This is a genomic window from Rhizobium sp. CG4 (genome assembly GCF_023701965.1).
In the GTDB taxonomy this organism is placed as follows: Bacteria; Pseudomonadota; Alphaproteobacteria; order Rhizobiales; family Rhizobiaceae; genus Agrobacterium.
Window position 1 is genome coordinate 279,281 of record NZ_JABAEG010000004.1, and the last position, 21,599, is coordinate 300,879.

Sequence of the window (21,599 nt, forward strand, 5' to 3'; positions counted from 1 at the left end):
GGTACTTATCCTCTCATTCGTAAAACCGGCCGGATATCACAAATTTTCTGCCTGTCCTACTGGATGAGTGATGTTCACAGAATCTTAATAACGGAAGTCTTCCGCACGTTTCGACTGATCTTTTCCGTGAACCAAAAGTGATCATCTATTTTTGCATAGCTCCACTGCGCTATTGGCTATTTCGAAGGCACGCATTTTATCGTATTCATTAACTCAACGAAGCGATGCACCTCCTCCCGCAAAGCTTCGTCATCAGACGGCCCACTCCTCCTCCCAAGGGACGTCTGGCAGAATAGCGGCATCCTCCTCCCAGTCGCTATTCAATTCTTTCGAAAGCCTGCCGCACCTCCTCCCGCGGCAGGCTTTTTCGTTTCTCGCTATAGTTTCAGATATTTTTCGAGGCAGCACTCTGCCAGCAAAGCAAAAAATCGCGCTTTTAGCGCGGTGGAGTTGGGCTGCAATCAACGATGTCGTGTGGCTTGCGGCCGGAATGCAGAAATCCTTCCCTTCGTTTTAGAAGGAAAGGACAGTCGTTAGACAGAAAAACGATCAGCCGCCAAAGCCGAAGCCATCAGGAATGTCTGTCAGCGTAATGCCGAATGGCTCAAGGCTTTTCAGGATCCAGGTCTGATTGTTGCCAATACGGCGGTTATATTCTGCCCAAGCGGACACGAATGTCTTGAAAGGCTCGTCCACACTGTAGTTGAGGGCAATCACCGACGGTGTCGACAATACCGGAGTAGGGACCTGTACGGACCCGATGTTTGGTGCCTTCTTTGAAATCACGAGCCCGTTCAACATGGTGTTGACCAAGCCCTCGGCCTTGCCAGTGGTAACAGCAACAATGGCTTCGTCGCGGGTCTTGAAACGCAGAATATTGGCCTTTGGCAGATATTGCTGGGTGATCAGGTCCTGTGCAGAGCCGAGATCCACCGCAAATGTGTATTTGGGATCGTTCAGCTCATTCCAGGTCTTGCCGCTGAGCTCATCTTTTGAGGAAACGATGACAAAGCTGTTGTAATAGGTCGGATCAGAGAACGACACCGACATGGCGCGAACTGGCGTTGCAGTAACCGCAAAAGCCATGTCGACCTTACCGCTTTGTACATCGAGGATGGCGTTGGCCCAACTGGATTCAACCACTTCAAGTTTGACGTCGAGCGTCTTGGCAATGTCATTTGCCATGTCGATGACAAATCCCTGCCACTCGCCCGTACGCGGGTCCTTGTTGAAATAGGGCGTTTCATTGAGAATAGCCGGGATACGAAGGACGCCGCGGCTACGGATATCATCGATTGTTCCAGCTGAGGCAATGGTGCTGCCCAACAGTGACAGTGCCATCACTGCCGCACCACAGAGCTTGGAAAATAATTTCATAATCTCGTTCTCCTATGTTCCCCGGAATATTTTTTACTGTCCGCGACCCGCGCTCCTGAAAGTCCAGTCCACGAGGCCAAGCGGGCGAGAACCAGCCTATCCGTGATTTGACAGGGGACAATGCTAGAGACGCGGACGTACTTATCGGCTTTTTTATATGTCGTGCTCACAGCGGGGGAAGCGAAAGCTCGCTAGCCCGTGGAGGATCGAGCACCGGCCCGACAAGCTCGCGGCGACAGTCGTCGAACAACTGCTGTACCATCGGGTGTTTCTGCAGAAATCCTGCGGTTCCGAAATAGACGCGCACCTCTGGCAGATTGGTGAGTTTTTTACTGCGGATCGTGTGATCTTTCGGTCCGACACACCACGATGGAATGATCGAAAAGCCCAGTCCATCGGCCACACAACGCTTGACGCTGGAACTGCCTGAAGTGGACACAACAGGTTGTACGATTGCCCCGTCACGCGCCAGAAAATCGACGGCAAGATTTCGAAGGGTCTGCCCGGGCTCGTAGGTTATGAACGGCCGCCCCTCCGCCCAGCTTGGTATATCCTGCGGGTCAGGAAGGTCGCCCCAGCTTTCAGGATAAACACAACTCAGCCTGTAACTGCCAAGCAATCGCTGCGGCACGACCGGATCACCAAAATATCGCTCGGAAATACAGACATCGAGACTGCCGTTCTTGACCAGTTCAGCCAGCACGGTGTCACGTTCATAGACTGCGAACTCGATTTCCGGAAAGACCTCGCGGAACCGCGACAATATGTTGGTGAAAAGGTAATAGAAAATCGCCTGTGGCATGCCAACGCGAAGTGACGAACGTTGGTTCTCGATCAGCTTTGTCAACCGTTCGAGCATGATATCAAGCTCTGGATGCAACAGATTATAAAGTGCGCGCCCGCGCGGCGTGAGCGATATCCGCTTGGCGCCCTGTTCTGAATCGATCAGCTTACCTTTCAGAATTTGCTCCAGCCGCCGGACATGATTGGCGGCTGATTGGTAACTCAAGTTGAGTTCTCGTGCCGCACCGGAAAACGATCCCAGGCGCGCCACCTGATAAAATGTCTGGATGAGTGTAAGGCTTATCTTGGCCATGACTTTGGTCCCCCTCCCTCTTTTCTAGAGAGTGATGAGTTTTTAGCGGATACAAATTTCGTGACCAAGTAACGTCATCATCTTGTATCGACGGACAAGGCCAGCCTCCGCCAATATCGGGCGACAAGCAACAAGGTCGGCCAGAAATTTATGCAATCCCGCTCTTCATTCAGCGTTATCGTCGTCGGATCCGGCATCGTCGGTGCTGCGACTGCCTACTTTCTGGCCCAGCGTGGCGCAGAGGTAAGGTTGGTTGATGCATCCGCACCTGCTGCCGAAGCAACCGGAGCTGCAGACGGCGCCGTCTCGGTCGCAAGCAAGCGTCCAGGCCCTATGATGACCGCAGCCATGAAGGGTGTCGCACTCTATGGGCAGCTGGCGGATGAGGGCCTGTTTGCAGGAGCATTCAAACGGCGCTCGACCTTCATCATTGCAGCGTCCGACGATGAATGCGCTGTGTTGGACGCCCATTCGGCAGCACTTGCAAGTGCCGGGGTCACTGTAAAGACGCTTAGTGACGCGGCCTTGCACCATTCATTTCCGGCACTTTCGCGACAGGCGAAAATGGCTGTCGAGGTGCATGGTGAAGGCCACGCCATCGGTTATCAGATCGTTCACCGGCTGCTGACCGCCGCAAAAATCAAAGTTTACCGCGACACGCAGGTGCAGGGCATCCGCGTGGAACAGGGCGGTAACCGTATCGCCGCTATTGCCACCAACCGCGGTGATCTCAGGGGCGACGCGGTTGTTATTGCGGCCGGCAACGGGTCCGCCAAGCTCCTTGGTTTGTCAGATGTGCTGACACCAAGAAAAGGCCAGCTTCTGGTGACCGAACGGGCACCGGCACTGAATGCCCTAATGCCCGGCGCCATCATGTCCGGCCGCTATCTCCTGAGCAAAGGCAGCCAGAAAGGCGCGCAGGCAACAGCATCGCGTGGCCTCGGACTGGTTATTGATCCGCTCACCACAGGGCAGTTCCTGATCGGCGGTACCCGCGAAGATTTCGGCCGTCGCGAAACCAACGATATCGATGCGGTGACGCAGATATTATCCAGCGCCGTCGATCTCGTTCCCGGTCTGGCAGGCGTGAGGCTGTTACGGAGTTTTTCGGGCGTTCGCACCGCTGTTATTGACGGTCTACCGCTGGTAGGGCGAATTCCCGGTCTGGAAAACGGCTATGTCGCAACAGGCTTTGAAGGGGATGGCATTTGCCTTGGCCCGTTAACCGGCAAGGCTATCGCGCAACTGATTTGCGATCAAAAAACTGATCTTGATATCTCCGCATTTAATCCTGCCCGCTTCAACAGTTGTGGAGTGGCAGCATGACCGCAATGACGTTTGAGTGGATGGGACAGAATATTCCGTTTCGTGTGGGTGAAAGTGTCGCGGCAGCCTTGGACGCAGCCGGCATCCGCAGCTTCGGCCATGACGCACTGGGACAGGAAACACGGTATTTTTGCGGCATCGGCGCCTGCCAATGTTGCGCCATGCGCATTGACGGCACAGTCCGGGAAGCCTGCATCACTCCGGCCAAAGTTGGCATGCGGGTGGAGCCGATGGAGAACAGACATGGTTGAACCAGATGTTCTCGTGATCGGTGGTGGGCCCGCCGGCATGGCTGCGGCGACGGAGGTCGCGCGCGCCGGTTATATGGTTGAACTCGTTGAACAACGCGACACTCTCGGCGGTGCAATCTACCGCCAACCGATTGCTGGCGTTGAAAGGTCATGCCACACGGCGCAGACACAGGCTCGTTGGCATGCGATCCTGAGTAAATTTTCGCAAGCCCGTATCCCGGTGCACCACAATTCGGTTTTCCTCGGCGTGGATGGCGACGGAGTGGTCTTGCTGGACAACAGGCGCACGGGACACATTGAGCAGCGCCGTCCACGGGGTGTCATCATTGCCTGTGGTGCTGTCGAAAAAGTCCTGCCAAGGCCGGGCTGGCATCTTCCCGGCGTGTCCACCGCCGGTGGTTTGCAAGTGATGATGAAAGAAACGGGCCGGGCACCGGAGGGGAATATCCTTCTTGCGGGAAGTGGACCCTTGCTGATTGCAGTTGCCGCGCAGATGGCCAAGTTGGGCAATCCACCCGTTGCCATTGTCGAGGCGGGTGATCCACTCCAACAAGTGGGACCCTCTTTTGCAATGCTGCCCCATCTTTCACTGCTCCGTGAGGCAGTCGGATATCTTGCGCATATATATGCCCGGCGTATTCCTTGGATACGTGCTGCACGCCTGGTGGCAATCGAGCGCAATGAAACTGCACTCCTTGCAACCATTCGCCATAAAGATGGCAAATCCCAGACTATCACGGCGGATCGCATCGGCCTGCATGATGGTATTCGCCCGAACGATTTTGGACTGCCGCCAGAGGTCACAGACAGCCCGTCAAGCCCGTTCGTTCTGCGGGCAGGTGATTGCCGCGAAGCTTTGGGTGCTTTTGCAGCCGATGCTGATGGCAGACGGGCAGGCGAGGCAGCAGTCGCCATTCTTTCCGGTAAAGAGGCTGCGGCAAACGTATCAAAAATAATCAGTCGTGCCCGCAAGGCGCAGGACACCCTGTCAGCCCTTTTTGCACCATCCGATCAATCCTCGGTCTTCAACCAGTTGCCTGACGAAACCGTGCTTTGCCGATGCGAAGGCAAGACAATCGGTGATCTTCGCCAGCTCTGTGACCGAGAAGATCTGCTGAGCGGACGCGAAGTCAAACACAACGGCCGGTTTGCCATGGGCGCCTGTCAGGGCCGTTTCTGCGCGGCAAATGCCGCCGCTCTCATGGCTGAACTCAATCCGGGCAACATTGCGCCCACCGCACAGGATCTCACCGGACGCCGCTGGCCGTTACGTCCGGTTTCCATCGCGGCGCTGACTGGCGCCAACTCCACTCCCCACGATAACAATTGAAAAGGTTTACCGAGATGACTCAAGCGCAGCGATTGATACTTGATACAGCCAAGGTGATCCTCGTCCGCAATCCATTCAACGATGCACCGGTTGGTGAAATAGCCGTCAGTTCACCTCTCGAGATCGCCGCAGCCATCACACGTGCCAAGGCAGCCCAGAGCGAGTTTCGCCATTCGACTCCGGCGGTCCGGCGCGCAATGCTGAATGCACTGGCGCTGGAAATCGCCGCCGACGCGGAAAATCTTGCCAAGACCATTTCCAGTGAGATGGGCAAGACAATCCGCGAGGCGCGTAACGAGGTTCGCAGAGCACAGAACACGCTGCGGCTTTCAGGAGATGCGGCAACATTTCTGGATGGTGAAGCCCTGCACTGCGCTATCGTCGAAGGCGGCGCCGACCGTCTGGCAACCATTACCTACGAACCAGTCGGCGTGATCGGCGCCATCACACCATTCAACTACCCCCTGAACCTGCTTTGCCACAAGTTGGGCCCGGCAATTGCTGCTGGAAATGCAGTCGTTGCAAAACCATCTCCCAAGGCACCACTCGCCGCAGCACGCCTGCGTGAACTTGCCTTGAAGGCTGGATGGCCCGCCGATCTTTTCCAGGTGGTACATGGTGCAGCTGAGGCGGCCCTTTCATTGGCCAAGTCACCGATTGATCTGCTGTCTTTCACCGGCGGTTCGGCTGCCGGACTGGCACTCAAGAACGCTAGCGGGTTGATCCGCTGCCTCATGGAATTGGGTGGCAACGATCCGCTGTTTGTCCTGCCCGACGCTGACCTCGACAAGGCAGTCGCCACCACCATCGGACATCGTTTTGAGATTGCCGGTCAGAGCTGCGCAGCTGTCAAAAAGCTCTATCTGCACCGCGACATCGAAAAAACTTTCACAGAAAAACTGCTGGCAGCCGTTGATGCCGTGGAGTTTGGAAACCCGTCGGATGAGGATACCGACATGGGCACTGTCATTGACCTTGCTGCAGCCAAGAATGTGGCTGATCGGATCGCGGCAAGCGTTTCCGGATCGGGTGCAAGATTGCTAACCGGCGGCTCCCATGACGGCACGGTATTTGCCCCGACCGTGTTGACCGATGTCACGGCAGATGCGCCAGTCATTGCCGATGAAACATTCGGTCCGGTTATCGCAATCCGGTCATTTTCCGACCCGGCTGAAGCGATTGCCGAGGTTAATGCCGGTGCCTACGGATTGCAGGCGGGTATTTTCACCAATGACCATGCGCTGATCAAGACCTTCTCAAGGGATCTTATTGTCGGGGGCGTTATGGTCAATGAAGGACCAGATTTCCGGGCCGAACACGTGCCGTTTGGCGGCGTGAAGCGCTCTGGACTTGGCCGTGAAGGTGTTCGCATTGCTCTACGCGAGATGTCGGAACCAAAAGTCGTCATCGACTGAGGAGTAACGCCATGCGCATTGCTATTCTCGGCGCATCCGGCAGGGTTGGTACTCGTCTCATTGAGCTCACCCTTGCCAATCCGGGACTGGAACTGGTTGCGGCACTCGTTTCGCCGCAGTCGAGGCTGGTTGGTACGCCGGTTGCCGGCGGCAGCGTTGAATATCGCCCGGCGGAACGCTGGATAAAGACCCGCAGCGATGTGATGATCGACTTTTCCACTCCTGCGGCAAGTCTTGCGATGCAGGACCTGCTCGGCACGAAGAGCATTCCCGTGGTCATCGGTACCACTGGTTTCACATCGGAAGATGATGGGCAGTTGACGGCATTTGCCACCAGCCGACCGTTGATGATCAGCGCGAATTTCGCCCATGGTTTTGAAGCATTCCGGCGTTCAGTGATCGATTTTGCCCGCCGCATGCCAGACGCCACAGTGACGATCAGCGAAACCTATCATGCCCGCAAGAAGGCGGAGCCATCCGGCACGTCGCGGCTTCTGGCACGGGATCTGTTTGAAGCACAGAGCCTCACCATGGGGTTTCCCGCACCAGAGCCGGTCATCCTGATTGATCGTATCGGTGAGACAGTCGGTATCAACGAAGTACGCTTCACCATGGGATCGGCCCGTACATTTTTCAGCTACCGCGTCGAAACACTGGCCGCTTACGCGGAAGGTGCGTTGGCCGCCGCGCAGTGGCTGGTTTCAAGACAACACCCAGCGGGGCGCTACAGCTTGGCCAACAGTCTGGCTGATTGAACGAGATAAAGAGAGGAACTTGGACCATGCAGAACATTCATGACCGTTTCAACGGAGTTTTCACTGCCCTGATTACCCCTTTCAAGGATGGCAGCGTCGATCTGCCCGCCTACGATGCATTGATTGAGCGACAGCTCGAAGCCGGTGTCGCCGGACTTGTGCCTGTTGGCACAACCGGTGAAGCAGCAACGCTGAGTGACGATGAAGCCGATATGCTGATTGCGCGCACCGTCAATCTGGCCGCCGGCCGCGCGATTGTCATGGCTGGAGCAGGCGCCAATGACACCCGGAAAACGATCGAAAAAGTGAAGCGCGCCGAAGAGGCGGGCGCCGATGTGTTGCTGATCGTTACGCCCTACTACAACAAACCGACGCAGGCCGGACTTCTGGCTCACTACAGTGCAGCCGCAGAAGAAACCTCGTTGCCGATCATGCTTTACTCGGTTCCGGGCCGTTGCGGTGTCGAGATTGCGCCGGAAACCTGCGCCGAACTCATGCACCGCCATGACAACATCATTGCAATCAAGGAAGCTGGCGGCTCAGCATCGCGTGTGACGCAGCTTCGCGCGGCATGCGGGGAGGGCTTGATCATCCATTCCGGCGACGATGGCCTGACCCTTCCGTTCCTGTCGCTAGGTGCCGCCGGCGTTACAAGTGTTGTCTCCAATGTTGCCCCGCGCGAAATGGTTCAGCTTGTCGAGGCCTGGAAGTCGGGTGACACGGCGCGCGCGCTGGCGCTTCACGAACTGATCGCCGAACTGACGGACGGAATGTTCATCGAGTCCAATCCCGGCCCGGTCAAGGCTGCCCTGGCACTCTCCAACCTCGCGGGACCGGAAATGCGCCTGCCGATGGTGCCTGTATCGGACGTGAACCGCGAAAAGCTCATTGGAATTCTAGGTCGTTTTGCCAGTGCGTCTGTCGCCTTCCAAGAAATGCGATAAGCAGCGCCATCAGCTTTGCATTGTCCGCCTGTAGCGGACATAGCACTATCAAATCGTCAGCTGCTGTTACCTTGCAGCGGCTGACGCAAAAGACAAGGGAACAACAATGACAAAACGAACCGATGAGAAGCTGCGGTCCCCGCGCGGGTATTGCCCGTTTTTATGCGCGGCCGTGACAACCGGAGGTGAGCGATGAATTACAGCTGGGACTTCCACTCCGTATGGCAGTACTGGGACCTCTTTCTCTGGGGCCTCTGGATCACTGTCGTCTATACATTCGGCTCGATATTTTTTGGCATCATCATCGGTTTTGTGACCTGTGCAGCACGGCTTTCCGGCTGGAAAATCTTCTCGGCCATTGCCCGCATCTATCAGGAAATCTTTCGCTGTACGCCGCTCTTGGTGCAGCTCTTGTGGTTCTATTACGCATTTCCGTTGCTGATCGGCGGCTCGATCGACAATCGCTTGGCAGCCATGTTGACGCTGTCGCTTTATGTCGGTGCCTTTTACGCTGAAATCTTCCGGGGCGGCATTGTTTCGATCGACAAGGGACAGCGCGAAGCGGCGTCCGCTATCGGCATGAGCCCATGGCAGTCGATGACCCGCATCATCCTACCGCAAGCGATGAAAAGGGTGCTGCCATCCTTTATCAACCAGTCGGTCATCCAGTTCAAAAACACATCGCTGGTGTCGGTCATTTCGGTTGCTGACCTCGCCTACATGGCAGCGGTGGTCAACGGCCAGACCTACCGGCCGCTGGAATCCTACACTTTAATGGCTGGCCTCTACATCGCCATGCTCCTGCCGCTTACCCAGGCTGCAGACTGGATCGAACGACGCCTCAGAGTCAGCGACTAACGGAACGGATGCATGAACATGACACAGCACACACACGACAATGTCCCTGTCATCGAAACGCAAGCGCTTCGTAAGGCATATGGTACGCATGAGGTTCTCATGGGGCTGGATCTCAGCCTCAAGCGCGGCGAGGTGGTCGCACTGATCGGGCCCTCGGGCTCTGGCAAGTCAACCTTCATTCGTTGTCTCAACATGATGGAAACGCCGACCGGCGGCACGGTTCGCTTTCGCGGGAAAGTCGTTGGCCAGAGTTTTCGTGACAAGGGAGAGGCGGTCGGCATCGGTACCTTGCGTCGCCATGTCGGCATGGTCTTCCAGCATTTCAATCTATTCCCGCATAAAACGGTGCTGCAAAACGTTACCGAAGGGCCAATCGTGGTCCGCAAGAGGCCAAAACGCGAAGCGGAAGAACTGGCGATGGATTTGCTCGGGCAGGTGGGATTGGCCGAGAAACACGCATCTTATCCGGCTCATCTTTCGGGTGGCCAGAAACAGCGTGTGGCGATTGCCCGGGCACTGGCTATGGAACCCGAAGTCCTGCTGCTTGACGAAGTGACGAGCGCGCTTGACCCGGAATTGGTCGGCGAGGTTCTGGCGGTTATTCGTGGGTTGGCCGACAAGGGCATGACCATGGCCATCGTGACGCATGAAATGGCTTTTGCCGCCGATGTGGCAAGCCGCGTGCTGTTTCTCGACGGCGGTGTGATTGCTGAAACCGGAACGGCAGATGAAGTCATTCTGCGCCCGAAAAATCCGCGCTTGCAAGGCTTTGTCCAGCGTTTCAGGGGGCAGACATTGTGACAAAACTCAACGTCAGCATCGTCGGCGCCGGAGAAATCGGCGTCGCCATGGCCCGAACCTTGTCGAAAAGTGGCGAATTTTCCATTCAGGTCGTTGACCGCTCGGAAGAAGCTTTGTCACGCTTGCAACAGATGGAGATAGATGCCTCTGTCAAAGCCGTTCGACACGGTGAGGATTTGCAGACCCATCTGAGAGGGCAGGATGTTGTCGTTGCAGCAGTGCCGGAACCCGCGGTCGCAGATGTTGCACAGGCTGCAGCCAGAGCGGGCGTTCATTATCTCGATTTCACCTGCCCAAGACCCGAAACACAGGCGATACTAGACCCCTTGTCAAAACACCGGGCAGTTTTTAGCGGATGTGGTGTGTCTCCCGGTCTGATTGGCAATGTCACCTGCGACCTGCTCAAGTCATTTTCACCTGTCACCGACGTCACCATGCGTGTCGGCGCCATCCCGCGTTACCCAACCAACCGTCTCGGTTACGGGCAAATCTGGAATGTTGACGGGCTGATCGATGAATATACCCGGCCGAGTGCCGCGATCAGGGATGGGCAGCCAGTTATGCTGACACCCCTGGAAGATTACGGCCGGTTGAGTATTGATGGGGTGAGCTACGAAGAGTTCATTACATCCGGCGGGGTAGAGGCGCTATCGATCTTCTCGCATGCCGCACCGAAAAACCTGACCTTCAAGACCATCCGCTATCCGGGCCATCTCGACTATATTCGTTTTATGCTTGATGATCTCAACCTGCGTCATCGGCGCGATATGCTGCGTTCGCTGCTCTACAATGGCCTACCGGTTATTGAAGACGACATTCTGCTCCTTGTGGTAACCGCACGCGGCTATCGTGGCAGGTTGCCCACCGAACGGACAAAGTCCTATCGGTTTGCACCAAACAAGGACGTTGGCCCGTTCAACGCACTGATATCAGGCGCAACAGGTTATGCAGCCGCTCTCTTGTCGATGTTAAGCCAAGGCAAGATTGAACCGCATGGGCATGTCGAACACCACCTCATTGATACGGATGCGCTTCTGGCATCGCCGTTTCTCAAGCCGCTTTTGCAATAACTGGTAGTCGACTATTCATGCAAAGGTTTGGACAATGTCCTCGACCAGCCTCTGCAGCGATGCAGTGGAGCCAAATGGCCAATGGGGCGTGGAGGCAAGGAGCACATGCCCCTGCGCCACAAGTGGCAGGACCGGCCATAGAGCAGCATCGCTCAACTCGCTCGGCAATTGCTCTGACAACAAGAATAGCGACGTTTCGCTATCCAGCGCGGCCAGTCCCTCGAGATCAATGGTGGCGAAGCCGAACGGCTGCGGGTCCATGTCCAGCGCGGTTGAAAACCCGACCCGGCTCAACAGCATCGATATGGCAGAATTGGGCGCAAAGACCCGTAGACGCGGAACGCCGGGTAGCGGTTGCGCGACCAGCAATTTTCGGCCGGAAATCTGCCCTGCCGATTTGGTTTTTAAGAGATCAATATTGCTGTCAAATTGCGCAAACAGCGCCTTAGCTTCGCGCTCAAGGGACAGAGCGGTGCCCGCCTGACCAACGCTTTGGTAGACGGCTGCCAGCATATCCCCGTCACCGGCTTGGTCATCAAGCAGATGAGTAGGGGCTATTTCACCAAGTGCTGGGGCAAGCGATGCATGGCGAAAGCGCGACGACAGGATGAGATCAGGCTGCAAATTGCGGATAGCCTCAAGACTTGGCTGCTGTCGGCGGCCAACATCCGTCACATGATCGAGCTTGTCATTGGCGACATTGACCCAAGTTCGGTATCCGGACGGTTCGGCGCAGCCGACTGGCGACTTGCCCAACGACAGTGCAATTTCGGTCGAGGTCCATTCCAGCGTAACGATGCGCTTGGAGGCCGTCGCGCCAAACGCCATCGGCGCGACGGCCAAAGCCGACACGCCGGTGATGAATGATCGTCTGCCTAGTTCTGTTACCACTTCACACTCACTGTACCGACCACGGTGCGTCCCTGACCGTAGTAGCACTGCGTGGTGGTGTTACAACCGGCTACATAGTCCTTATCGGCAAGGTTATATCCATTGAGCTGGAATGAATAACGGTCATATTCATACCGTGCAAAGGCATCGACCAGTGTGTAACCCGACACGAAGAACGTGTTGTTGGTATCTCCCGCCGTTTTGCCAATGTGGCGCGCACCTGCACCAATGGTCAGTTTACCATCCCAGGCGTCCGGCATTGGCACATCATAGCTGACGAATATCGACTGCTGCTGCTTGGGTACCGTATATGGCAGCTTGCCAACCTGTGTCGCCGTCTGACTGCGCGTCACCTCCGGGTCCTGCCAGCTTGCGGCGGCCGTCACATTCAAGCGATCCCAAAGGGTGGCATTGGCTTCAAGTTCGATACCACGAACCCGCACTTCGTCGGTTTGGAAATACTCGCCCGAGATGCGCTGCACGACGTTTTGCTGCGTCGCTTCGAAACCAGACAGCGTCACATTGTAGTCTTCACCCTCTGGCGCATATTTGACGCCCACTTCCTTCAACTCACCGGTCGTTGGTTTCAGAGGCTTGGGTGCCAAAGTGAGAACCGGGGAGAACGATGTCGAATAGACCGCATAAGGGATAAAGCCATTGTCAAACACATAAGCTGCGCCAACGCGGCCGGTGAAGGCGTGGTAATCTCGGCGCTGCTGCGTGAGCGTGTCAGGAGTGCCGTATGCAATGCTATCGGAATCGTTGGTTACGAAGTCCTGACGTCCGCCAATCGTTAGACGGAAACGATCAAGTTCAATCTGATCCTGCAGATAAATGCCAGCCTGTTTTTGCGTCTGATCAAGATGTGTCCTGATAGGAGCAGACGTCACACCGATGTTGTAGATCGGGTTAAAAATGTTGAGGTTATATGCAGTGCCAGTCTTAGTTCCGGTCTCATTGACGAGATTTTGCCATTGCAGATCGACACCACCCAACAGCGTATGGCTGACTGGGCCCGTATCAAACCTGTACTCAAGATTGGTATCAAGCGCGACGGCGTTGAGCGTCGGCTGCGCATTGTAAACCGTACGTGCAAGCGTTGTCGGGGAGGCGGCAAAGCCAGTGGCATACAGGTTCTGATAGTTCACATCGAGATAGGAATAACGGAAATTCTGTCGCAACGTGAGATCGTCGTTGAAGGCATGCTCCAGACGGTAACCGATATAGGCGGTTTCCTTGTCGTAGATTGCCAGTGATGGGTCACCATCGGAAAAATTACGCGGGATCGTCAGTCCGAGACTGTTCGGATAGACACTGCCAAGCGCCGGAATAAGCGACGGCACCTGACCGGCATCATCCTTCATGTAAGCACCGTAAACCGTGATGCTGGTGTCTTCATCCGGCGACCATTTCACCGTTGGGCTGATGGCGACGCGGTCGTTCTTGCCGAAATCATTCATCGTATCGCTGTCGCGCAACACGCCTTCAACGCGATAGGTCAGGTCTGATCCGCTGCCGAGCGGACCTGTGGTATCGAAACCAACTTCCTTCTGTTTGAAGCTGCCGAACCTGACATAAGCCTGACCACCGGCCTGATCAGAAGGATCCTTGCTAATCATGTTGACGACGCCACCTACATTCGTCTGGCCGAACAGGGCAGAACTCGGTCCACGCAGCACTTCGACACGGTTCAGGAAATAGGGTTCTACACGAAAACCTGCGTAGCCGCCGGTCTGGTTGGCGATCTGTGGAACGCGCAGACCGTCGAGATAAAGGTCAGCACTAAAACCACGAATGGTGAAATAGTCCGAGCGCGGATCATTGCCATAACGCTGACCATTGACGTTGGAGCTGTATAACAGGCTGTCAGCCACCGTCTGTACGGCGCGGTCAGTCATGGCTCCACGTGTAATCACCGAAATGGACTGAGGCGTCTCGGCAATCGGTGTTGTCGTTTTGGTGGCCGATGCGGAGTCCTTTGCCACGTAACCGCGCTGTTCAACGCGCGCACCCTTGGTGCTGCTTTGCCCCTGAATAACGATCGGAGCGAGGCGCGTTGCATCAGTCTCTTCCTCCGCAAAGGCCCTTTCACCAAAACCGGCAACCGCAATCATGGCAACACCAGACATCAACAGAACGCGTGACCGTCGGGCGGACAGGATCGAGGGGGTGCAAGAGGTCGAAGCGGTGTTATGCATTTTGCGGCCTTTGAAGAGCGTGATACGGCTTCAAGCGAGACCTGCCAACTGTGTAGGCAGTCATGAATGGGCGTCTCGTATGATTTTGAGGTTAAGTAGACTTTTCTAGTCACCATTGTCAGGTCAAATTGAAACTCTGGCGGGCCACAAAGCGACCCATTTGGACCGATGTTGAGAAATCCGAACAAATCGGGTCAAATTTATCTTTGAAAAATTTGATAGCACCGGCTAATGCTCCGGCCATGATTAAGCTATCCACGGATTTTTCCCTGTTGTGACAGGGCCTCCGATTGGGAGACGAGATGAAACAGCAAAAGGCCGGCGAACTTCAGAACGTGCCCCGCCCTGTCGCCGCAATGTCGCGGATTTATGAAAACAGCGTCGACTTCGGCTGGCATAGCCATCGCCGGGGTCAATTGTTGCAAATTCTCGGCGGTTTCATGACGGCCCGTACACCCGACAGCTCGTTTATCATCCCCAGCGGCTACGGCCTTCTCATTGCGCCCGACGTACCACATGCCGTAACGTCTCATGGTCGCGTCTCCATGCAGTCGCTTTATATCGAGCCGGATGGGGCATTGATGCTCAACTGGGAGCCGACGCGGGTTATCTCGACCTCTGTTCTGCTGTCAGCCATGGTTGGAGCATTTATTGAAGAACCGACGCTCTATGCCGAGAACGGCCGGGGTGGCCACCTTGCCGCTCTCATTCTTGATGAGATTTCCCGCGCAAAAGAAGGGCCATTTGCACTACCAATGCCCAGCGACAAAAGGCTGCAGCGCTTGTGCAAGGACCTCTCCGAAACCCCATCGATCGATCTTGACATCGACGATTGGGCCGACAATCTTGGCATGAGCCGCCGGACAATGACACGAAAATTCCGCACCCAGACCGGCATGAGTTTTGCCGAATGGCGGCGCCGTTTGCGTATGGCCCATGTCATGCGCAGGCAGGCCGAAGGTGCACGACTTGATGAAGCGGCAGCAGATGTCGGTTACCGCAGCCTGTCATCTTTGCGCAAAGCCATGCGCGAGGTCGTGGTGTGAGCGATGAAAACACAAATGTGCCCGCGGTCGAAGCCCGTGGACTGGCTGTGGCTTACGACCAGGCCTTTGCACTGCGCGACCTTGATGTGCAGGCGCTTCACGGTCGCATCACCGTCATATGTGGCGCCAATGGATCAGGTAAAAGCACGCTTCTGAAAACTCTGGCAGGACTGGAAGCGCCAACGTCAGGCGAGGTTCTGCTGTCGGGCCAGCCACTATCCCAATTGTCGCGGCGTGATATTGCCCGCCGGGTTGCGGTCATGAGCCAGTCTCCGGAAGTTCCGTTGGGCCTGACGGTCGAGGAACTGGTTGAACAGGGCCGTCATCCACATAGACCTTGGCTTGGCCGTCTTTCAGTAGAGGACCGTGACCTTATCGACCGCGCCATAAGACGTGTTGATCTGCATGCCCTGCGCGACCGAGAACTCTCCACACTCTCCGGCGGTGAACGCCAGCGGGCCTGGGTCGCAATGGCTTTGGCGCAGGAGCCAGAACTGTTGTTTCTTGATGAACCAACCAGCTTTCTTGACATCCGCCATCAGGCCGAACTGTTGACGCTGCTCAGGCAACTTAACAAAGAGGAAGGCCTGACGATCGTTGCCGTACTTCACGACCTGAACCAGGTCATGGATATCGCCGACGACATTGTGTTGATGTGCAAAGGCAAGGTGTTGGCGGCTGGCTCGACAGGTCACGTCTTGCAGGAAGACCTGCTTGAACAGGCCTTTGGCTGCAAGGTCGATATCGTTCCTCACCCCCGCAACCATGATCGCGGTTACTGCCTTATCGACTGGGTGGGTAACGCCGACAGCACCAACACTCTGCGGCTCGCAGAATGACAGCAGCAAACGCACCCGTGCGATTAAGGCCGTTCCTGGCCGCATTTGCCTGGCCAATTGGTCTCTTGCTAATCGTCCTGCTGGCTGTTCTCGATTTTCGCATGGGAAGCAAGCTGGTGAACTGGAGCGATGTTGTCACGTTTCCGACACGTCCCACCAGCTTGGCTCAAACCGTATTGGAAACCATTCGTGCGCCCAGACTTGTCGCGGCTATTTTTGTTGGCGCAGCACTGGCAATCGCCGGATCGGTGTTTCAAAGCGTCCTTCGCAACCCACTGGCAGCACCGGATATCCTCTCGGTCACCAGCGGAGCGCAGCTGTTCCTCGTCATTTCGACACTCCTGCTGCCTGTTGCAATTCCATCGATCATCGCAACAACCATGGGGGGCGCTGTTGGCGCCGTTGCCTGCATCGCACTTGCTGGCGGGTTTCGTGCGCCACCGGGCCGATTGGCGTTAGCCGGCGTCGCCATATCCCTATGTTTTGCAGGAATAGCCTCGGCAATCGTCCTGCTGGCTGATGATCGCGCATCCGGTTTGATACTCTGGTCTGCCGGCATTCTTGACCAAACCGGCTGGTCGAAAGTGCTAATGGCGGGGCCGGCCATCATCGCATCATGTATTGCACTTCTCTTGATCGCCCGGCAGCTTGATCTATTGGGTTTGGGGGAACAGACCTCTGCAAGCCTGGGCGTGACCCGCACAACCACACTGGTTGGCCTGATTGCTGGCGTCATCCTGGCGGGCGCTGCCGTAACACTGGCTGGCCCGATCGGTTTTATCGGGCTTGCCGTCCCCAATGCCCTTCGCGCTATTGGCGTCACACGCCATCACCGTCAATTACCGTTGGCCGCGCTGTGGGGTGCAAACGCCCTTATAACTGCCGACATGATCACGCAATTACTGGCTGGTAGTGGCATTATTGTACCGGCCGGTGTCGCAGTTGCCTGCTTCGGTGCTCCTGCCATGCTGTTGCTTTTGAACACAACAAAAGCAGGTGGTGAGAGCCGTATGGCGGCACCTTCAACTGCCAATCGCCTGTCCTTATCAATGCTTTCCAGTGTGATTGTTGCGGTTGGCCTGCTGGTGATCATCGCAGCATTGACGATTGGAGATGGCGTCTCGTCGTCATTTGGTGCCCTTGTCGCAAACCTCGATTTACGCGCCCCAAGGCTGTTTATTGCTCTGGGGTGCGGCGCATTGCTGGCAACTTCCGGTGTGGCGCTGCAAGCGGTCACGCGTAATCCGCTTTGTGGCCCGGAAACGCTCGGTCTCTCGCAAGGCGCAGCGTTGTTCAGTCTGATTGCCCTGCTCTCAGGCCTTGTTCCCGGCACATCGATGTTTCAGTTGGTGACCGTCGCAGGCGCCCTGTCAGCGGTTGTCCTTTTGATGGTACTCGGTCCACGGAGATCACCACAAAAGCTCATTCTGGCCGGCATCGCAATCGCAGCCAGTTTTGGAGCAATCGGCACCATCATCGTTGTCGAAGCGAGATTGCAGACGGCGCAGGCGCTGTCCTGGCTCAGCGGGTCAACCCATGGCCGAGGATATGATGATGCATGGGCCATGCTGCCATGGCTCATCGTCCTGGCAAGTGTTGGCCTTTTCTGCAGCCGTCAGTTGGACGCACTTGTGTTGGGTGACGAAAAGGCACGCGCACTCGGAGTTGAAACGGATCGCGCCCGTCTTCTGGCGTTGTTATACGCAGCATTTGCGAGTGCTATCGCCGTCTCGGCCATTGGAACAGTCGGGTTTGTCGGGTTGCTTGCACCCCATGCAGCCCGCCTTTTGGCAGGACCACGCCACGCGCGTAGTCTACCGGTTGCCATGGCGACAGGTGCCATTCTCATGGCCGTGGCGGACCTTGTTGGCCGTAGTATTATTGCGCCGCTTGAACTACCTGCGGGTGTCGTTACCGCAGTTCTCGGCGCACCGTTTTTTATGCTGTTAATGCGCCCAACAGCCTCAAGAAAAACCTCGGTTTCTTGAGGCTTTGTCAGCGCCAAAAATGACGCCATTTGAAATTGCGCATCAACAGTCTCACTAGAAAGCTAAGTCGTACTGTATCCGTGAACACCTCAGCCCAATTCGAGTGTTGTCACACCGAAAACATACGCGGTTTCGAATGATGGCGGTGTTCCACGATACATCCGCGTCGTCTGGAAACCGCGCTCAAATCCGTGACCTTCCAGAACAGCGGAAAACCTGGCCTGATCGGCAGGCACGTCGATGTGGATCAACTGACCTTCAATCTTGGCCGCACACGCAAGAATCAATGTCGTCGCAGCGCCAGGGTCTGTGGCGAAAAGCGGTCCGATCTTATAACCCTCATGGCATTGACGCGCGACAGCATATCCGCAGATCGCACCATCGCGGATGAGCACTTTTGTCTGCCTCGGCAACGCCAGCCAGGCTTGCAAAAAAACCGCACGGCGCTCTGCAAAACACTCGGCGTCAAACGCGATCAGGCTCGCCGGATTAATATCTTCGAGGGAGCAGATGTCAGGATCGGTCTTGCCTTCCAGCGGTCCACTCCAGCGAAAGGTCTCATAGTCGGGGACAAATCCCATGGATCGATAATTCGCCAGTTGCTGCGGCACGCCATCAAGACCGATCGTTCGGTTTTTCAGATGTGCCATGCCGGCGTCCCAAACGCGCCGCCCGTATCCGAGCCCGCGAAAATCAGAACGCGCAATATAAAGACCGATAAATCCGAAATCAGAACCATAACGGATGGCGGATATGCCAGCGGCCATCTGCCCATCGACAAAACAGCCGATAAATCCTTCGGGATCAGCAGCCTGAAATGGTGCCGCATCGGCAAGCCCAGGGTTCCAGCCTTCGGCCTTCGCCCAGCCAATCAGCATTTCGATCTCCGCCAGATCGAGCGACCGGATCACAACGTCACTCATAAGCCTGTCAGCCGATCAGGTTGGAAGGGCTCCAACATACCTCGATAGGGTTTCGAGATCGGTGTTGCATAGGCACCGCGCTTGGCGGTCGACAGGCCAAGCGTTACCAGCGATTCCGCCTGTTTTACTGCCGCGGCAACGCCATCCACGACAGGCACACCGAATTCTGCCCTCAGCTCTGCGGTCAGATCCGCCATGCCGGCGCAGCCGAGCACAATCGCTTCAGCCCTGTCTTCCTTCAGCGCCAGCGCAATCTCGCTGCGCAACCGGTCGCGAGCATTGGAGTTCGGGTCCTCAAGAGATAGCACTGGAATATCCGCCGCTCTCACCTTACAGCGCGACGACATGCCGTAGCGATGGACGAGATGTTCAAGCGGCAGCCGCGACCGTTCCATCGTCGTCACAACCGTGAATTTCTGGGCGATGAAGGCCGTGGCAGAAACCGCTGCCTCGCAGATACCAATCACTGGCACGTTGGCGAGCGCCCGCGCAGCATCAAGACCAGTATCGTCGAAACAGGCGATGACGACGGCATCGATACCCTGTTTTTCGCCTGCGGCGATTTCCTTGAGCAGGCCAGGAACCGCAAAGACCTCGTCATAATAGCCTTCAATCGAAACCGGCCCCATCGATGAGGTAACGGCGACGATCTCCGTCTGATGCCCTGCAACCCGCCACGCACTGTCGGCGATGGTTGCGGTCATGCTGGCTGTTGTGTTGGGATTGATGATTAGGATGCGCATCGGTGTCTCATCAACTCCGCTGTCTGCGACGATTAAGATGGACGATCAGGCCGAGCGTGCCAGCAATCACCAGGAAGGAGAAGATTGTTGTGACCGTGCCAAGCGCATAAAGCACCGGCGTCGTCACATTGGTTGTCATGCCGTAGATTTCCAGCGGCAGCGTATTGAACGATCCTGCGGTCATCAGCGTGCGGGCAAATTCGTCATAAGACAGCGTGAAGCCGAACAGGCCAACGCCGATCAGGCTTGGAGCGATCATCGGCAAAACAACATTCGAGAATGTCTGCCAGGAAGATGCGCCGAGATCCCGTGCCGCTTCCTCGTAGGCAGGCGAGAAGCGGTTGAACACGGCAAACATGATCAGCACACCAAAGGGTAATGTCCAGGTCAGGTGCGCGCCGAAGGCCGAGGAATACCATGCCGGCTGCAAGCCGAGCTGGCTGAACAACACGCCGATGCCAAGAGAAACGATGATCGAGGGGACAACGAGGCTTGCAACCGCCAGATAAAAAAGCGCCGTCGCACCGATGAATTTTCGGCGAAAGGCCAGTCCCGCCAGCAGCGACACAACAACGGTTACCAGCATGACCATGATGCCGAGCATTGCCGAGCGACGGAACGAGCCGCCGAAATCACCCACCGCCTGGGTTTCGAACAGGTTGGCGAACCAGCGCAGCGACACACCGTTAAGCGGGAAGGTCAGGCCGCCATTTGGCCCCTGGAAGGACAGGATCAGGATTGCCGATAGCGGGCCATAGAGGAACAGCACGAAGACGGCAAAGAAGATGGCGAGAAAGTAGAATTCCCGGGAGCGTTTTTCGCGGTACATCTTAAAGCTCCTTCCGGATATCGACGATCCGCAATATGCCAGCGACCATCATCAACACGAGCACCAGCAGCACCACGGCATTGGCGGCAGCTGCTGGATATTGCAGCAGCGACATCTGGTTCTTCATCATCAGCGCGACGGAGGCGCTTTGTCCGCCAGACATCACCTGCACGGTGGAAAAATCGGCCATGACCAGCGTCACGACGAAAATCGTGCCGATTGCCATGCCGGGCTTGGCCAGCGGGATGATAACGTTTGACAGGACCTGCCAGGAAGAAGCACCTGCATCACGGGCCGCTTCAACTAGCGATTTGTCGATGCGCATCAATGTGTTGAAGATCGGCGTCACCATGAAGAGCGTGTAGAGATGCACCATGGCCAAGACGACAGCGAAATCGGAATAGAGCAGCCATTCCACCGGTTCGGAAATCACTCCGGACCCAACCAGCGCCGAATTGACCAGGCCGTTTCGTCCAAGAACCGGGATCCATGAAATCATCCGGATGATATTCGATGTCAGAAACGGCACGGTGCAGATCAGGAAAAGTACCATTTGCATTGATGTGGTGCGGATATGGAAGGCAAGGAAGTAGGCGACCCAAAAGCCGATAAAAAGCGTGATTAGCCAGACCAGAGCAGCATATTTAAGTGTGTTGAGATAGGTCTTCCAAGTAACCCATGACCCAAGCGTTTCGGCATAGTTCATCGTCAGGAAGTCGGGATACATCTGGGCGAAATCATAATCCCAGAAACTGACAACTGCGATCATGATGATCGGTAACAGCAGAAAGAACCCAAGAATGAGCGTCAGTGGCACCGCCTGTAGATAGGAGATGACGGCAATCGGCACCTGAAAGCCTTTTGGGCGAGCCTGCCCGGCATTTTCCGTATCTGTCGATGTGATCGTCGCCATCGCTTG

Annotated in this window: 20 protein-coding genes; 12 read left to right on the forward strand and 8 right to left on the reverse strand. The window is 56.2% G+C overall.

Translation table 11 applies throughout. The annotated features are described in order from the left end of the window. Window positions 1-549 precede the first annotated feature (549 nt). Together HGO37_RS14595 and HGO37_RS14600 are read right to left on the reverse strand one after the other, a co-directional pair. A complete protein-coding gene (locus HGO37_RS14595; protein ID WP_250983931.1) occupies window positions 550-1,377 on the reverse strand; it encodes a transporter substrate-binding domain-containing protein in 828 nt (275 codons plus the stop codon). 166 nt (window positions 1,378-1,543) lie between these two features. Continuing rightward, complete coding sequence (locus tag HGO37_RS14600; protein WP_250983932.1) at window positions 1,544-2,473, reverse strand: LysR family transcriptional regulator; 930 nt, start codon at window positions 2,471-2,473, stop codon at window positions 1,544-1,546. A 150-nt stretch (window positions 2,474-2,623) separates the two neighbouring features. Here HGO37_RS14600 and HGO37_RS14605 point away from each other — a divergent pair, with 150 nt between their 5' ends. The 9 genes from HGO37_RS14605 to HGO37_RS14645 all read left to right on the forward strand — a co-directional run bounded on the left by HGO37_RS14605 (window position 2,624) and on the right by HGO37_RS14645 (window position 11,223). Continuing rightward, window positions 2,624-3,799, forward strand: a complete 1,176-nt coding sequence (locus HGO37_RS14605) for an NAD(P)/FAD-dependent oxidoreductase (protein ID WP_250983933.1) — start codon at window positions 2,624-2,626, stop codon at window positions 3,797-3,799. Next, window positions 3,796-4,050 (forward strand): 2Fe-2S iron-sulfur cluster-binding protein, encoded by a 255-nt coding sequence (locus HGO37_RS14610; RefSeq protein WP_250983934.1) that lies wholly within the window; start codon window positions 3,796-3,798, stop codon window positions 4,048-4,050. Before HGO37_RS14605 ends, HGO37_RS14610 begins: the two co-directional genes overlap by 4 nt. Then, complete coding sequence (locus HGO37_RS14615) at window positions 4,043-5,380, forward strand: FAD-dependent oxidoreductase (RefSeq protein WP_250983935.1); 1,338 nt, start codon at window positions 4,043-4,045, stop codon at window positions 5,378-5,380. Before HGO37_RS14610 ends, HGO37_RS14615 begins: the two co-directional genes overlap by 8 nt. 14 nt (window positions 5,381-5,394) lie before the next feature. Then, entirely contained in the window at window positions 5,395-6,795 is a 1,401-nt protein-coding gene (locus tag HGO37_RS14620) for an aldehyde dehydrogenase family protein (RefSeq protein ID WP_250983936.1), read from the forward strand. 11 nt (window positions 6,796-6,806) lie between these two features. Beyond that, the gene (locus HGO37_RS14625) at window positions 6,807-7,550 is read left to right on the forward strand and encodes a dihydrodipicolinate reductase C-terminal domain-containing protein (RefSeq protein ID WP_250983937.1); all 744 of its coding nucleotides are present in this window, start codon (window positions 6,807-6,809) and stop codon (window positions 7,548-7,550) included. Between the two features lie 26 nt (window positions 7,551-7,576). Beyond that, window positions 7,577-8,494, forward strand: coding sequence for a 4-hydroxy-tetrahydrodipicolinate synthase (gene dapA, locus HGO37_RS14630; protein WP_250983938.1), 918 nt, complete (start codon window positions 7,577-7,579; stop codon window positions 8,492-8,494). Window positions 8,495-8,686: 192 nt separating this feature from the next. Continuing rightward, window positions 8,687-9,352 carry an amino acid ABC transporter permease gene (locus tag HGO37_RS14635; protein WP_250983939.1) on the forward strand — a complete coding sequence of 222 codons (666 nt, stop codon included), beginning with the start codon at window positions 8,687-8,689 and terminating at the stop codon, window positions 9,350-9,352. A gap of 12 nt (window positions 9,353-9,364) precedes the next feature. Further along, window positions 9,365-10,153 (forward strand): amino acid ABC transporter ATP-binding protein, encoded by a 789-nt coding sequence (locus HGO37_RS14640; protein WP_250983940.1) that lies wholly within the window; start codon window positions 9,365-9,367, stop codon window positions 10,151-10,153. Further along, entirely contained in the window at window positions 10,150-11,223 is a 1,074-nt protein-coding gene (locus HGO37_RS14645; RefSeq protein WP_250983941.1) for a saccharopine dehydrogenase family protein, read from the forward strand. The genes HGO37_RS14640 and HGO37_RS14645 overlap by 4 nt, the downstream gene beginning before the upstream one ends. Window positions 11,224-11,238: 15 nt before the next feature. Here HGO37_RS14645 and HGO37_RS14650 read toward each other — a convergent pair whose 3' ends face one another. After that, on the reverse strand, window positions 11,239-12,114 hold the full coding sequence (locus HGO37_RS14650; RefSeq protein ID WP_250983942.1) for an ABC transporter substrate-binding protein: 876 nt from the start codon (window positions 12,112-12,114) through the stop codon (window positions 11,239-11,241). Beyond that, the gene (locus HGO37_RS14655; RefSeq protein WP_250983943.1) at window positions 12,108-14,312 is read right to left on the reverse strand and encodes a TonB-dependent siderophore receptor; all 2,205 of its coding nucleotides are present in this window, start codon (window positions 14,310-14,312) and stop codon (window positions 12,108-12,110) included. The genes HGO37_RS14650 and HGO37_RS14655 overlap by 7 nt, the downstream gene beginning before the upstream one ends. A 302-nt stretch (window positions 14,313-14,614) precedes the next feature. Between HGO37_RS14655 and HGO37_RS14660 the strand changes: the two genes are divergently transcribed. The 3 genes from HGO37_RS14660 to HGO37_RS14670 are packed head-to-tail and all read left to right on the forward strand — an operon-like array spanning window position 14,615 to window position 18,185. Beyond that, window positions 14,615-15,358, forward strand: a complete 744-nt coding sequence (locus HGO37_RS14660; RefSeq protein WP_250983944.1) for an AraC family transcriptional regulator — start codon at window positions 14,615-14,617, stop codon at window positions 15,356-15,358. After that, on the forward strand, window positions 15,355-16,197 hold the full coding sequence (locus tag HGO37_RS14665) for an ABC transporter ATP-binding protein (RefSeq protein ID WP_250983945.1): 843 nt from the start codon (window positions 15,355-15,357) through the stop codon (window positions 16,195-16,197). Before HGO37_RS14660 ends, HGO37_RS14665 begins: the two co-directional genes overlap by 4 nt. Beyond that, window positions 16,194-18,185, forward strand: a complete 1,992-nt coding sequence (locus tag HGO37_RS14670) for an iron ABC transporter permease (protein WP_250983946.1) — start codon at window positions 16,194-16,196, stop codon at window positions 18,183-18,185. Before HGO37_RS14665 ends, HGO37_RS14670 begins: the two co-directional genes overlap by 4 nt. A gap of 89 nt (window positions 18,186-18,274) precedes the next feature. Here HGO37_RS14670 and HGO37_RS14675 read toward each other — a convergent pair whose 3' ends face one another. Genes HGO37_RS14675 through HGO37_RS14690 form a run of 4 tightly spaced genes read right to left on the reverse strand, consistent with a single transcriptional unit; the run spans window position 18,275 to window position 21,593 of the window. Next, on the reverse strand, window positions 18,275-19,108 hold the full coding sequence (locus tag HGO37_RS14675; protein ID WP_250983947.1) for a GNAT family N-acetyltransferase: 834 nt from the start codon (window positions 19,106-19,108) through the stop codon (window positions 18,275-18,277). Further along, window positions 19,105-19,851 (reverse strand): aspartate/glutamate racemase family protein, encoded by a 747-nt coding sequence (locus HGO37_RS14680; RefSeq protein ID WP_250983948.1) that lies wholly within the window; start codon window positions 19,849-19,851, stop codon window positions 19,105-19,107. The genes HGO37_RS14675 and HGO37_RS14680 overlap by 4 nt, the downstream gene beginning before the upstream one ends. 10 nt (window positions 19,852-19,861) lie before the next feature. Then, entirely contained in the window at window positions 19,862-20,680 is an 819-nt protein-coding gene (locus HGO37_RS14685; protein WP_250983949.1) for an ABC transporter permease, read from the reverse strand. A 1-nt stretch (window position 20,681) separates the two neighbouring features. Further along, window positions 20,682-21,593: an ABC transporter permease gene (locus HGO37_RS14690; protein ID WP_250983950.1), complete on the reverse strand. Its 912-nt coding sequence runs from the start codon at window positions 21,591-21,593 to the stop codon at window positions 20,682-20,684. Window positions 21,594-21,599: the final 6 nt, after the last annotated feature.

What these genes read in the sequence shown, in the direction of transcription:
- HGO37_RS14615 (WP_250983935.1), top strand. Translation starts at nt 4,043, where the DNA reads ATGGTTGAACCAGATGTTCTCGTGATCGGTGGTGGGCCCGCCGGCATG.
- HGO37_RS14610 (WP_250983934.1), top strand. Translation starts at nt 3,796, where the DNA reads ATGACCGCAATGACGTTTGAGTGGATGGGACAGAATATTCCGTTTCGT.
- HGO37_RS14680 (WP_250983948.1), bottom strand. Translation starts at nt 19,851, where the DNA reads ATGCGCATCCTAATCATCAATCCCAACACAACAGCCAGCATGACCGCA.
- HGO37_RS14660 (WP_250983944.1), top strand. Translation starts at nt 14,615, where the DNA reads ATGAAACAGCAAAAGGCCGGCGAACTTCAGAACGTGCCCCGCCCTGTC.
- HGO37_RS14640 (WP_250983940.1), top strand. Translation starts at nt 9,365, where the DNA reads ATGAACATGACACAGCACACACACGACAATGTCCCTGTCATCGAAACG.
- HGO37_RS14625 (WP_250983937.1), top strand. Translation starts at nt 6,807, where the DNA reads ATGCGCATTGCTATTCTCGGCGCATCCGGCAGGGTTGGTACTCGTCTC.
- HGO37_RS14675 (WP_250983947.1), bottom strand. Translation starts at nt 19,108, where the DNA reads ATGAGTGACGTTGTGATCCGGTCGCTCGATCTGGCGGAGATCGAAATG.
- HGO37_RS14685 (WP_250983949.1), bottom strand. Translation starts at nt 20,680, where the DNA reads ATGTACCGCGAAAAACGCTCCCGGGAATTCTACTTTCTCGCCATCTTC.
- HGO37_RS14690 (WP_250983950.1), bottom strand. Translation starts at nt 21,593, where the DNA reads ATGGCGACGATCACATCGACAGATACGGAAAATGCCGGGCAGGCTCGC.
- HGO37_RS14635 (WP_250983939.1), top strand. Translation starts at nt 8,687, where the DNA reads ATGAATTACAGCTGGGACTTCCACTCCGTATGGCAGTACTGGGACCTC.
- HGO37_RS14620 (WP_250983936.1), top strand. Translation starts at nt 5,395, where the DNA reads ATGACTCAAGCGCAGCGATTGATACTTGATACAGCCAAGGTGATCCTC.
- HGO37_RS14655 (WP_250983943.1), bottom strand. Translation starts at nt 14,312, where the DNA reads ATGCATAACACCGCTTCGACCTCTTGCACCCCCTCGATCCTGTCCGCC.
- dapA (WP_250983938.1), top strand. Translation starts at nt 7,577, where the DNA reads ATGCAGAACATTCATGACCGTTTCAACGGAGTTTTCACTGCCCTGATT.
- HGO37_RS14670 (WP_250983946.1), top strand. Translation starts at nt 16,194, where the DNA reads ATGACAGCAGCAAACGCACCCGTGCGATTAAGGCCGTTCCTGGCCGCA.
- HGO37_RS14595 (WP_250983931.1), bottom strand. Translation starts at nt 1,377, where the DNA reads ATGAAATTATTTTCCAAGCTCTGTGGTGCGGCAGTGATGGCACTGTCA.
- HGO37_RS14605 (WP_250983933.1), top strand. Translation starts at nt 2,624, where the DNA reads ATGCAATCCCGCTCTTCATTCAGCGTTATCGTCGTCGGATCCGGCATC.
- HGO37_RS14600 (WP_250983932.1), bottom strand. Translation starts at nt 2,473, where the DNA reads ATGGCCAAGATAAGCCTTACACTCATCCAGACATTTTATCAGGTGGCG.